The following is a 12,274-nucleotide window of genomic DNA, read 5'->3' as shown; positions in this document are numbered from 1 at the left end:
ACGTCCGGTAACCGCCCCAGGCGGCGGCATCCGCAAACACAAATCGCCATTTCGCAAGCTCGAGCGAAAATGGCGATTTTTTTCGTACAACGGTCGGGCGTCTACAAGATGCGATGCATCGGCCAGTACGCTCTCCAGGGGCGGTAGCCGAGCTTGCCGTAAAAGTCCACATAGGGCGTAGCGTCGATCACGATGCTGCGAACGCCCCGTTCCCGCAGCTCCGCTATGGCCGCTTGCACGATGGAGAGACCGTACCGGTAGCCGCGAAACCGTTCGTCGATGCCGAGCGGTCCGATTCCTCCCATTTTGTCGGCGAAGAGGGGGGCCCAATATATATTTTGGGCGAGAATCGGGGACTGATCGTCGTTCAGCCGGCAAAACCCGATGATCTCGCCGCCGTCTTTCTCAAGCACGACGAATTCCCGGCCCGTGCCGCCCCGCTCCCAATAGTACCGGGTTTGATACTCCCATCGGCCGGGGAAGCACCGCTTCATGAAGGCGAGAAGGTTGTCCCGGTCCTCGGGCCGGGCCAACCGGAACGTCGCTCCGTCCGCCTCGGGCCGCTCGATTGATCCGGCTTCCTCGTATTCGTTCAGAAGGTCGTGCGACCGTTCGAACGCCGTATACCCCCTTCGCTCGAACCAGCGCTTGGCATCCGGGTTTTCCGTCGGGACTCCGGGAAAAAACCGCCTATAGAAATCGTTGCCCAGCACGATTCGCCCGACCTTCTTCTCGCGCAGCGCCGACTCCGCACGAGCGAGCAGCTCTCCGCCGATGCCGCGTCCGCGCGCTTCGCGGTCCACGACGAGCGCTTGGATCCATCCGGCGTCGTCGTCGAACGCCATGCCCGATTCATGATCCTGCCACACTTTGGCCGTGACGAAGCCGAGCAGCCGGTTCGTCGCCGGGTCGATCGCCATCCACGAGCCGGAATTCAGCAAATTGCGGTCCTCGAACACGTTTTGCAGCAGCAGCCGCTCCCGCATCGGAAACGTCCCGGCCCACTCCTGATTCCACAGATCGGCCATGTCAGCGATCCGCGATTGCTCCAACGGCTTGAATTCCATCTCTGCACCTCATCGCTTTTTCGAGTATACGGGTTGCATCTGTCTATACTTTAACCCACAAGAGCGGGAGTGCCAACCATCGCGATAAAAAAGAAAAACGTACCCGCCCTGACGACGAGTACGTTCTTAATCCTATTTCCTAATCGGCTTGCCGGCAGTTATTGGACGTCGTCCTGCAGCGGACGGACCCACTTCTCCGACCCGCTATCTTCCCTCGACGATTGGTGAGACACCGACGCTTCCTCCACATCGCCGTATCCCCAGTAATCGGTCGCGACGTCCGGGAATGTCGGATCGGCCTTCGCCACCGGCCCGCGGTACAGCATATGGTTGACCAGCGTGACGGCCTCGATGCGGCGAATGGCTTCGTCCGGCTTGAACGTGCCGTCCGGATAACCGGACAGCAGGCCGTTCCGGTACAGCGCTTCGATCGCATGCTGGGCCCAATGCCGCTCGGCATCGGCGAATGTCGCGTCGATCGGCCGGGCGACGTCCAGCTCCAGATAACGGGTCATCACGACGGCCAGCTCGCCCCGGCCGATCGGGAGATCCGGCCGGAACGTTCCGTCGTCGTAGCCGTCGAACAGCTTCAACTGCGTGACCGTGCGAATGTACGGATATGCCCAGTGCTTGGCCGGAACATCGGCATACCGGACGGTTTCTCCGGAATCCTTATTGCCCGACAGTCTGGCGATCACCGCCGCCAGCTCCGCTCGCGTCAACGATTGGCCGGATTTGAACGTGCCGTCCGGATAGCCGAGAATATAGCGTTGATGGTTCAAATTGCCGAATCGGGTGGAGAAGACGAGAAATTTCAGCGAAGCGACGGCTTGGTCGGGATGGATCAGCTCCCCGACGGTCGCTTTCGCCTTCGCTTTCACGCTCACGATTTTCTCCGAAGCCACGAGCGTCGGGAACTTGACGGTCAGCGTGAGGCTGCCCTTCCGGCCGACGTCCAAATCCCGGACCGGCCAAGTGAACGTGTGCTCCTTCTCCTCGAAAACGCCGTCCTTCGGCTCGATCACTTCGGATCCTTCGGGAAGCGTCACGACGATTTCCCCGGCCTGCAGCTTCGCCGTCCCGTCGTTCACGTAGTCGACGAAGATCGAGCCGGTTGTCTCTTCTTTAAACAGGCTGCGCGTCACTTCCAGATTGACGGTAAGGTTCGGCTTGCCGTCGTCCGTCGGCGGCGCCGGCACGACGACAGGCGGCTTCGTCGGGACGACCGGCCCGGAGGACGAGCCGCCGCCCGCCCACAACGGCACCATTTGGAAATCGTGACGAACGATCGTGCTTCTGACCGGAATCGTCGAGCTCCGGTAATCGTAGTATCCGGAAGCGGTCGCCTCGATATAATAGTCGGTGTCGCCGTAAACCATCCACGCGTAATTGCCTCCCGCGTCGCTGAACTGGACCGGGCTCGCGTTATCGGACGGAGGGAAGCCCGGCAATTCCGGCAAATACACTTCCGTATCCGGGGTAACGCCTCTGGCGATATTGTAAGGCGTATTCGCGTACTTCAATACGACGCGGGCGTTGACGACCGGAACGCCGGTTTCGCTGTCCGTAATGATGCCGTACGGGTCGATCAGCTCTTCGTTGATGTTCATCTCGCCGGAACCGACCGATACGTTCGGCAGCGTGCCGTCCCTTTTCGTATTGATGACGACATAACCGCGGGTCGGAAGCCCGTCCTCGCCCTTCGTATCGAAGTAGAAGCGAATTTCCAGCTCGTAGGTGCCTTGCGGGATACCGCTGGCGACGAACAAACCGTCGCCGCTCATCTCGTACCCTTCGCTTTCGTCAGGCGAAGCGACGGAAGGACCTTGCGCGTTGGTCCGGTCGACGTATCCGCCGCCTTTTTTGAGATAAACCTTATAGGCGGGGTTCACGTGGCTCCGGCTGTCGTCGATCGCCCGGAAATCGATCAAGGCGAGATTGCCCGACCGGTCCTTGCCGCCGATAATGCCGGCGACCGTCTCGACGGAAGACTCCTCCTGCAGCGTCCCCGTAATCGGATCGGGAAACGGCGCCGGCTGCGTGTAGGTGATCTCCTTCGAGCCGACCGTCTTCGTATATTCCACAACATAGTCGACTTCGCCCTTCGGAACGGCCAGCGCATAGCTGCCGTCGTCGCCCGTTACCGTCGTGGTCGAAAAGTCGTCGCCGTCGATATCGCCGTCGCCGTCCGTATCGCCCTTGACCGCGATCCGTTTCCCCTTGAGCGGTACGGTCGTTCCGTTCGCTTTCGTCTCCGTAATTTTGCCGCTCAAATACGCCGGCTGGAAGACGATATCGATGCTGGCTTCGGCATGGAGCCCGCGGACGGTGTCGTTGACCGTGGCGGTTACGACCGCCGTTTTCGGAGTCAAGTCCGGCGTAATATTCGCGGAACGGTACCGGATGATAGCGAACCCTTCCGAATTCGTTTCGACCGCCGGCGTTTCGGAATAGTCGGTGCCGTCCTCCTTCAGAAACGTTCCGAGCGTCGCGGAGAATTGAACCGGCACACCGGCTACCGGCACGCCGTTCGCTTGGATCTTCGTCCGAAGAACCGATACGGACCTGCCGTCCCCGATAATCTTGTCCGGATCGGCCGTAAGCTCGATGACGGCGGTATCGTTCGAGATCGTGATCGAAACCGCGGACGGAGCGCTGGCCGCGCCATGCTCGTCGACGGCCGCGAAGGTGAAGCCGTCCTGCCCGGTGTAGCCGGGTTCCGGCGTATAGACGAAGCTTCCGCCGTAGACGTCGCCGGTTACGGTACCGTGGGCGGGAGCGTCGACCAATTGATACGACAATTGTCCCGCTTCGGGATCCGTGCCCGTCAGCGTACCGCTGTAAGCTTGGTTCACTTGCGTTTTGACCGTCTGCGCGTTCGCCGTCGGCGGGGCGTTCACCGTGACGCCGGCCGGAACGACCGTAATGCCGATCGTCGCCGCGGAGCTTTCCGCTCCGTGCTCGTCCGTCGCTTGGAACGTGAAGCCGTCGGTTCCCGTGTAGCCGTCGTTCGGCGAGTACGTAAAGCTTCCGTCTGCCTCGACTTCGAGCGTTCCGTGCGCCGGCTCGCTCGCTTTCGCATAGGTCAAGGCATCGTGATCCGGGTCGGCGCCCTTCAATTGACCGACGTACGGGACGCCTGCATGCACTTCGATGCTTTCGGAAGCAGCGGTCGGACTCCCGTTCGCAGGGGGCTGATCGCCGACGGTGAAATGCGTCTCCTCTTCGGACGTGTTGCCTGCGACGTCGGACGTCGTGGCGATAACCGTGTTGGCCGGATTCCAATCGCCGACGGGCGTATAGGACCAGTGGCCCGTCTCGTTCGCCGTCACTTGAACGATCGTCGAGCGATTCAAATTCAATTCGACCAAGGCGCCGGGCTCCGCCGTTCCGGTAATGGGCTCTCTTGCGTTACCGGTCGAGCCGCCCGAAACGGGGCTTGCGATATGGACCGAGTTCGAAGTTTTGACCCGAAGCTTTACCGTTGCCGTCTTGGTCGGGTCGTTGGCGGCCGTGACCGTAACGGTATAACGGGTATTGTCTTTCAAGGCGTTCTCGGCGGGAACGCGCTTGGACCATTTGCCGCCGGTGACCTCGACGTTTTGGAGCTCGAAGTTATGTTCAGGCTGATCGTCCTCCACGAACTTCACATTCACAAACGTATCGGTCGAGCGTCCGCGGATCGCCGGCTCCCGATTGTTGATATAGATGAAGTCGTGAGCGCCGTTTTCCGCGCTGACGTTCACTTCGTCGACGCCGTAATGAACGACGTCCTCCCGGGTCGTGCCGTCATCCGCGGTGACGACGGCCTTGAATTCGTGATACGCGGACGAATCCGCATTCGGGCTTAGCGCCCGGTCGATTGTGGCGGTCCAGCTGCCGTTCTCGTCCGCGACGACGTCCCGGTATAAAGCGCCGTCCACATATAACGATACGGTAACGCCCGAATCGGCCGTACCGCTTACTTCCGGCGTCGCGTTCGACGACCGCGATTGGTCTTCCGGAACGGTAATCGTTACGTTGCCGCTTAGATAACGAATCGTTTTATAGGCCACGATGCTCGGGTTATTGGCGGCTTCAACCTTCACTTTATAGGCTTTCCCGGGCTCCAGTCCGGTGTACGACATCGTATCGGGTCCCCACGATCCCGGCGAGCCGCTGACGTTTGATCCCGTCACCGACGCGATTTGAGTTTCGTACGGGGGGACGTCGGACAGCTTGTACACATGCACGTTCACTTTCCGCGCTCCGCCCGTCGTTCTGACGTACTGGCCGGAGAAGCCGGTCGGGAATACGAAGGTCGAATAATCGGCATCTCCGGCCAGCGTTACGAAAGCCGCTCCCGTACCGACCGTCAACGTTTGACTTGTCGTTGCGGCGTCGCCGTTTTCGTTCGTCACGACGGCCGTCACTGTGTAAGTTCCCTGTGCGGCTAGCCCGGTAATGCCGGTTACGCTCCAAGCGTTGTCGGTAACCGTCGTCTGCTTGACTACAGGCTCCCCGTTCCCCGGAGGGGTGACGGTTACGGTTACGGAGCTGCCTGTCCGGGCTCCCGAGGTCGTTCCCGCGATGGTATCCGGGAATGCGTCGGCCCCGTTCGCCAAACCGGTGAACGCCATCGTCGGCGAGTACACGGCGAAAGGCGCCAGCCGGATATAGGCTCCGTTCGAGCCGTTCCCGTTGCCGTTCATCCCGTCTTTATTGACGACCGACAAATTCGCCGCCTTCGACGTTGCGAAATCGAATTGCACGATCGCATCCGGCGTCAGCTCCGGATCGATTTCCGCCAAGCGGCTTATCGGCAGTTGGAAGTCGAGAAAGTAATCGCCGTTATCGTCTTCGGTTACTCTCGCCCCCCGAACGTTTTCGCCGGAAGAATCGGTTTTGTTGATCGATTTGACGACCGATCCGCCGGCGTTCGCCATATATATGTAATCTTCGTGCGGCGATTTGCCGTTCAAGCCTACCGTCGCCTTATGCACGCCGTTCTTGTAAAGCTTGACCAGCCAAACGGACGATAGAAACCCGCCCTTCGTATCTCTCGGATCTCCCAGCATTCTCATTCTGAAAAAGAGATTCGTGCCGTCGCCGGCCGCATAAAAGGACGGCTTGTCCCCGATCCCTTTGACGGCTCCGCTTGTAAAATCGACGTCATCCGGGCTGATCCCGGGTTCGTTCGCCGGATCGTAAAACGGGTTTCCGTTCCGGTCCGCGTAGGCCGTGAATGCCGGCCAGCTCGCCGCGATCGGATCGTCGTACGCATCTACCGAAGGGGCGGCAGAGGCGACGTTTGCGGCGGGTAGTGCGATCAGACCGACCATTACCCAGGCGAGTAACAGGGATATTCCTTTTCGACAAGCTCGTAAGATTGGCAAGTCTTGCACTCCTTTGCGATTGGGTAGGCCCGCATGGTTGCGGGAAGGCTCGGCTTCCCGTCCACCGGCCGCGAGTTCGTGTTGCGCAGCAAAGAAGGCTTCTATGAAGTTTTCTTTTCGGCAGCCGAACCGTCATGAAACGTTTCGATCGTTCCCCATAGCGGGGGCGTTCCCGACTTCGCCTATCATAACCTCCTTTTCCAAGCCGGTATTTTGCACTCTGCTTCGTTCATTGCCCATCCATTATAGTGGGGGTGTATGGACGATACAAGAACCATTATTTTCTAGTAGAAAGTTTAATCGGGGAGGGGGGGAGAGCTGCGGTCGCTTCCATAAAAAAAAGCCCTTGCCGCAACGTTTCGAAGCGGCAGGGCATTCCGGTCTTAATCGGGCCGAGGGAGATTCAAGAAGTTCAAAGCGAATGCGGACAGCATCGCGACGCCGACCGGCATGGCGCTTTCGTCCAGATCGAACAGCGGGTGATGAAGCGGGTAGCCGCTCCGTTCGCCGCCTCGGGTGCCGAGCCGGAACATGACGGAAGGCACGCGCTCCGCAATAAACGAGAAATCTTCGGCGCCCATCGTCGGCTTGAGCCGCTCCAATCCGCCTTCACCCAGCAGCTCGGCGCTCGTCCGGGTCAGCAGCCCGGCCATATCGTCGTCGTTGATTACCATCGGATAGCCGTATCGGTATTCCAGCTCGTAGGCGGCCCCGTGCGCCTCCGCTGTTCCTTTGAGCACGGTCGCGATTGTCGCTTCCATCCGCTCCCGGACAGCCGGGTTCAACGTCCTCACCGTACCGGTCATTTCCACCTCCGGGGCGATGACGTTGCGGGTGTAACCTCCGTTGATCTGCCCGATCGTGACGACGACGGAATCGAGCGGATCGACCTGTCGGCTCGCGATGTGCTGCAGGGCGGTAATCGCTTGGGCGGCGACCGGAATCGGGTCGATCGTTTGATGCGGGTAGGCGGCGTGTCCGCTCCGGCCGACGATCCGGATCTTGATGGTATCGGAAGCCGCCCATGCGGCGCCGCCGGCCAAGCCGAGACGGCCGGTCGGAAGGAACGGCCACACATGGAGAGCGGCGGCGGCGTCGACCTTCGGATCGTCGAGCACGCCGTCCTCGATCATCGCCTTCGCCCCGGCCGATCCTTCCTCCGCCGGCTGAAACGCGAACTTCACGCTGCCGCGAGGCAGCCCTCGCTCCGCCAGCAGCCGGGCCGTTCCCATCAGCATGCTCGTATGGGCGTCGTGTCCGCACAAATGCGCCTTGCCGGTTGCCGTGGACGCGTAGTTCGTGTCCTTCCCGTCGGGAATAGGCAAGGCGTCCATATCCGCCCGGAGCAGCAAGGTCGGTCCCGGCTCCGCTCCTCGCAGCAGCCCGACGACGCCGGTTTTGCCGACCCCCGTCCGGACTTCAAGCCCGAGCGTTCGCAAATGATCGGCAACAATACTCGACGTTCGGTGCTCTTCGAAGCCAAGCTCGGGGTGCCGGTGAAAATCGCGCCGCCAAGCGACGAGCGAATCGAGCAGCGCTGCCGCTTCCTCCCGTAAACCGCTGCCTTTATCCATGCCCCAATTCCCCCCTATGAGTTCGGAATACCTGCATTTACGGTAAATTGATTTGCCAAGAAACGCCGATCGCCCGATCCTAGCGGCTAAAGCATGAAAATGCGATCCGGCTTGTTGTCTGAAAATTCTACCATATGGTTAAAAATAGGACATTTTCGATTCATGGTCAACCATTCGGTTTTTAATATTCACGATTCGGGATCGCTTGACTTCGACCGATCCATAACATAGAATGGAAGGTACTTCCACTAAGGAGAGATTTTAATGTCTGCGGTCGTTCTTAACTAATCAATTCCATATGGGAAGAGTTCAAACGGCTCCATCCGCTCGAAGCGAGAATCGAGAGGCTTATTGGGCATGGGCGTTCGAAGTCTTCGGAATTAGTTAAGAACAACGGATACGACTGGATCCTTAGGGATACCTATTCTTTTTGCACCCGATCCGTGCTGTGTTCAGCGCGGATTTTTGTTTGTTTTCGCGGTGCTTGACGATTAGGCCATACAAGGGCAGGGATGACGTTCGTTCATCCGTGCCCTTTTTTCTATTTTCGGTGAAGGAGCGATGGACTATGGATTCGTATATCAAGCGGGTAAGCGAGCGTATCGAGCTGCAGGAAGGGAGGGTGGCGATCGAGCAGCTGCTGCTCGAATGTTATTTGCACCCCGGCGTGTCGACCAAGGAGCTGGCCCGAAGCGTTCTGCTCCCGGTCCCCGTCGCCGCGGCGGTGAAACGGGAATTGATCAAAGCGGGAGCGCTCGTGCAGGACCGCGGCGTCCGGTGTACGGCCGAAGCGTCCGCACGGCTGGAGACGGAATGGGGCCTCGGAGGGCTGGACCGTTCGCTGTACCAAGCCTTGATCCGCGAAGGGGAGCGGGCCGCCGAATGGAAAGGAATGCTTGCGCAAGCGGAAGCGTTGCTTGCTTCGCGGCCGCCGGCCGACGTCCGGATCGACCAATCGATGTGCACGCCGGAAACCAGCTTGCGCCGGGCGGTTCTTGGCTTGAAGCAGCATGCTCTGATCGGCAAACGAATATTGTGCGTAGGCGACGACGATCTCGTCAGCGTGTCCATGGGGGTGCTTCTGGGACGGCTGTTTCCGGGAGCCGATCATTCCGCGACGCGTATTCACGTTCTCGACAAGGACGAACGGTTCTTGCGGTTGATCGGAGAAATCGCCGCGGAACATCGCATGCCGATCGAATGCCATCGCATCGATTTGCGGGAGCCGCTTCCGGATTCTCTTCTAGGGCGGTTCGACTGCATCTTCACCGATCCGCCCTATACGCTGCAGGGCATGAGCTTGTTCGTCTCCCGCGGGATCAGCGCGCTGAAGCGGGAAAAGGGGCTGCCGATTTTTTTGTCGTTCGCGCATAAGTCGCCGGCGTTCAACCTGGCCATGCAGCGCGAGCTCGTACGGATGGGACTGACCGTCGGAGCCGGCTATCCGAATTTCAATGCTTACGAAGGGGCGGAAATGATCGCGAACCGGAGCCAAATGTTCATTCTGCGCACGACCGACCAAACCGAGCCGGAGCACCGCGGCGTTTTCGCCGACGCCTTGTATACGGGCGAAGTCAAACAAACGAGGCGTACGTATCGCTGCAAGCGATGCGCGCGGAACGTAACCGTCGGCCTGCGGGAAACGATCGCCGCCATCGAGCAGCTGAAAAACGAAGGATGCTCCTTCTGCGGCAACGATACGTTCGAGCTGGTATCGAAGCAAGCGATAGAGCCCGCATGCGACGATGCCGAACGATAAGGGTACAAAGTATTTACATTATAACGCACACATGTATAATATAACGTATATACCATGAAAACGGATTTTTGAGCGTTATAGCATACAATGGAGGGGTTATAATGGCAAGCATCGGTTTGGCTTCGTTTTTGCGTCGCAATCTCGCCGAGCTGAAGGAGAAGGGGCTGTACAACACGATCGAGCCGCTCGAAGGGCCGAACGGGCCGATCATTCGCATAGTGGGGCGCGACCTGATCAATTTGTCGTCGAACAACTATTTGGGGCTCGCGACGGATTCCCGGCTTGTGGAAGCCGCGGTCGAGGCGACGCGTACGTTCGGCGCAGGCAGCGGAGCGGTCCGGACGATCAACGGGACGCTGGCGCTCCATGCGGAGCTGGAGGAGAAGCTTGCCGCCTTCAAGCATACCGAAGCGGCGGTCGCCTACCAGTCGGGCTTCAACTGCAACATGGCGGCCATTTCGGCCGTTATGGGCGCGGGCGACGCGATTTTGTCGGATGAGCTGAACCACGCCTCGATCATCGACGGCTGCCGGCTGACGAAGGCGACCGTCATCCGCTACGGCCATTCGGACATGGACGACTTGCGCGCCAAGGCGCAGGAAGCGAGGGCGTCGGGCAAGTACGACAAAATCATGGTCATTACGGACGGCGTCTTCTCGATGGACGGCGACATCGCCAAGCTTCCCGACATCGTCCGGATCGCGGAGGAGTTCGATCTGATCACCTACGTGGACGACGCGCACGGCTCGGGCGTGCTCGGCGAAGGGGCGGGTACGGTGAAGCATTTCGGGCTGTCCGACCGGATCGATTTCCAAATCGGCACGCTGTCGAAGGCGGTCGGCGTCGTCGGCGGCTACGTGGCCGGCTCGCGCGATCTGATCGATTGGCTGAAGGTGCGGAGCCGTCCGTTCCTGTTCTCGACCGCGCTGCCGCCGGGAGCGGTCGCTTCCTGCATCGCCGCGATCGACATTTTGCGGACGGGCAAGGAGCTGCAGGAACGGCTGTGGGCCAACGCCGCTTATTTGCAGCAGGGGCTGCGGCGGCTCGGCTTCTCGACGGGCGTTACGGAAACGCCGATTACGCCGTGCATCATCGGCGGCGAAGAGGAGACGCAGCGGTTCAGCGCGAGATTGTACGAGGAAGGCGTGTACGCGAAGGCGATCGTGTTTCCGACCGTGCCGAGGGGAACCGGCCGCATCCGCAACATGCCGACGGCGGCCCATACGACGGAAATGCTCGACCGGGCGCTGGCCGTTTACGAGAAAGTCGGGCGCGAGCTGAAGCTGATCGGATAGGGAGGGATTCGGATGAAGCGCATACTGGTTACCGGCGCGCTCGGGCAGATCGGCTCCGAGCTCGTCGTCAAGCTGCGGGAGCTGTACGGGGAGGAAGCCGTCCTGGCGACGGATATTCGGTCCAATTCGAGCGAGGCGGCCCAGTCCGGTCCGTTCCGCCTGCTCGACGTGACCGCGGCGGATGCGGTGTTCGAGGCGGCGAAGGACCATCGGGCGGATACGATCATTCACCTGGCCGCTCTGCTGTCCGCGACGGCGGAGGCGCGTCCGCTGCTGGCGTGGCAGTTGAACATGGGCGGGCTCGTCAACGCGCTGGAGGCGGCGCGGGCGCTCGGCTGCCAATTCTTCACCCCGAGCTCGATCGCCGCGTTCGGCGCCGGCACGCCGAAGGTCGGCACGCCGCAGGATACGCTTCAGCGTCCGCTGACGATGTACGGCGTGAACAAAGTGTCGGGCGAGCTGCTGTGCGATTATTACTTCGCCAAGTACGGCCTCGACACGAGAGGAATCCGGTTCCCGGGCCTCATCTCGCATTCGGCCCCTCCGGGGGGCGGCACGACCGATTACGCCGTCGACATGTACGTGGAGGCCGTCCGCCAAGGGGCGTACACGTCTTACATCGCCAAGGGGACCTTCCTCGACATGATGTATATGCCGGACGCCATCCGGGCGGTCGTGCAGCTGATGGAGGCCGACGCCTCCCGGCTCAAGCACCGCAACGCGTTCAACGTCACGGCGATGAGCGTCGACCCGGAGGCGATCGCGGCGAGCATCCGGCGTCATATTCCGCACTTCGAGCTCGACTACGACGTCGATCCGGTGCGGCAGTCGATCGCCGACGAATGGCCGGATGCGATCGACGCGACGGCCGCGGCGGAGGAATGGGGATTCCGCGCGGAATACGATCTCGAGCGGATGACGGCGGATATGCTGGCGAAGCTCGAGGAGAAGCGGCGCCCGGATCAGAAAATCAGCTGAATCGAGTTTAAATAAGGGACCGTAAACGGCGACATTCTGAACTGCACCCCGTCAAGTAGACAGTACAAATAAGTAAAAGAATTAGACGGCTTTAGTCCTATATTCCTTAGGACTGAGGCCGTTTAATTTTGCCTGTATTCGCTGGTTCGTGTAAAAGTAAATATAGGCGTCAATGGCTTTCTCCAGTTCCTCGAACGTATGGTATGAGTTCAGATGATACATCTCG

7 protein-coding genes are annotated in these 12,274 nt (G+C 60.1%); 3 read left to right on the top strand and 4 right to left on the bottom strand.

The window, feature by feature from the left end; all coding sequences use genetic code 11:
• Positions 1-101: 101 nt before the first annotated feature.
• The 3 genes from DLM86_RS27275 to DLM86_RS27265 all read right to left on the bottom strand — a co-directional run bounded on the left by DLM86_RS27275 (position 102) and on the right by DLM86_RS27265 (position 8,016).
• The gene (locus DLM86_RS27275; RefSeq protein WP_110843233.1) at positions 102-1,067 is read right to left on the bottom strand and encodes a GNAT family N-acetyltransferase; all 966 of its coding nucleotides are present in this window, start codon (positions 1,065-1,067) and stop codon (positions 102-104) included.
• A gap of 158 nt (positions 1,068-1,225) precedes the next feature.
• Entirely contained in the window at positions 1,226-6,442 is a 5,217-nt protein-coding gene (locus DLM86_RS27270; protein ID WP_146250312.1) for an S-layer homology domain-containing protein, read from the bottom strand.
• Between the two features lie 383 nt (positions 6,443-6,825).
• Positions 6,826-8,016 carry a M20 metallopeptidase family protein gene (locus DLM86_RS27265; RefSeq protein WP_110843231.1) on the bottom strand — a complete coding sequence of 397 codons (1,191 nt, stop codon included), beginning with the start codon at positions 8,014-8,016 and terminating at the stop codon, positions 6,826-6,828.
• A gap of 568 nt (positions 8,017-8,584) precedes the next feature.
• Here DLM86_RS27265 and DLM86_RS27260 point away from each other — a divergent pair.
• The 3 genes from DLM86_RS27260 (at position 8,585) to DLM86_RS27250 (ending at position 12,048) form a co-directional block, all read left to right on the top strand.
• A complete protein-coding gene (locus DLM86_RS27260; protein ID WP_110843230.1) occupies positions 8,585-9,775 on the top strand; it encodes a bis-aminopropyl spermidine synthase family protein in 1,191 nt (396 codons plus the stop codon).
• Between the two features lie 101 nt (positions 9,776-9,876).
• A complete protein-coding gene (locus tag DLM86_RS27255) occupies positions 9,877-11,070 on the top strand; it encodes a glycine C-acetyltransferase (protein ID WP_110843229.1) in 1,194 nt (397 codons plus the stop codon).
• Between the two features lie 12 nt (positions 11,071-11,082).
• Positions 11,083-12,048: an NAD-dependent epimerase/dehydratase family protein gene (locus DLM86_RS27250; protein ID WP_110843228.1), complete on the top strand. Its 966-nt coding sequence runs from the start codon at positions 11,083-11,085 to the stop codon at positions 12,046-12,048.
• An 81-nt stretch (positions 12,049-12,129) separates the two neighbouring features.
• Here the strand turns inward: DLM86_RS27250 and DLM86_RS27245 are convergent, their stop codons facing one another.
• Positions 12,130-12,261 (bottom strand): IS3 family transposase, encoded by a 132-nt coding sequence (locus DLM86_RS27245; RefSeq protein WP_281272205.1) that lies wholly within the window; start codon positions 12,259-12,261, stop codon positions 12,130-12,132.
• Between the last annotated feature and the right edge of the window lie 13 nt (positions 12,262-12,274).

The sequence above is a fragment of the Paenibacillus flagellatus genome (assembly GCF_003217775.1).
GTDB classification, from domain to species: domain Bacteria; phylum Bacillota; class Bacilli; order Paenibacillales; family NBRC-103111; genus Paenibacillus_AB; species Paenibacillus_AB flagellatus.
The sequence above is the reverse complement of the archived record's forward strand: the minus strand, read 5'-3'. Positions and strand labels throughout refer to the sequence as shown.

What these genes read in the sequence shown, in the direction of transcription:
- DLM86_RS27250 (WP_110843228.1), top strand. Translation starts at nt 11,083, where the DNA reads ATGAAGCGCATACTGGTTACCGGCGCGCTCGGGCAGATCGGCTCCGAG.
- DLM86_RS27255 (WP_110843229.1), top strand. Translation starts at nt 9,877, where the DNA reads ATGGCAAGCATCGGTTTGGCTTCGTTTTTGCGTCGCAATCTCGCCGAG.
- DLM86_RS27265 (WP_110843231.1), bottom strand. Translation starts at nt 8,016, where the DNA reads ATGGATAAAGGCAGCGGTTTACGGGAGGAAGCGGCAGCGCTGCTCGAT.
- DLM86_RS27260 (WP_110843230.1), top strand. Translation starts at nt 8,585, where the DNA reads ATGGATTCGTATATCAAGCGGGTAAGCGAGCGTATCGAGCTGCAGGAA.
- DLM86_RS27275 (WP_110843233.1), bottom strand. Translation starts at nt 1,067, where the DNA reads ATGGAATTCAAGCCGTTGGAGCAATCGCGGATCGCTGACATGGCCGAT.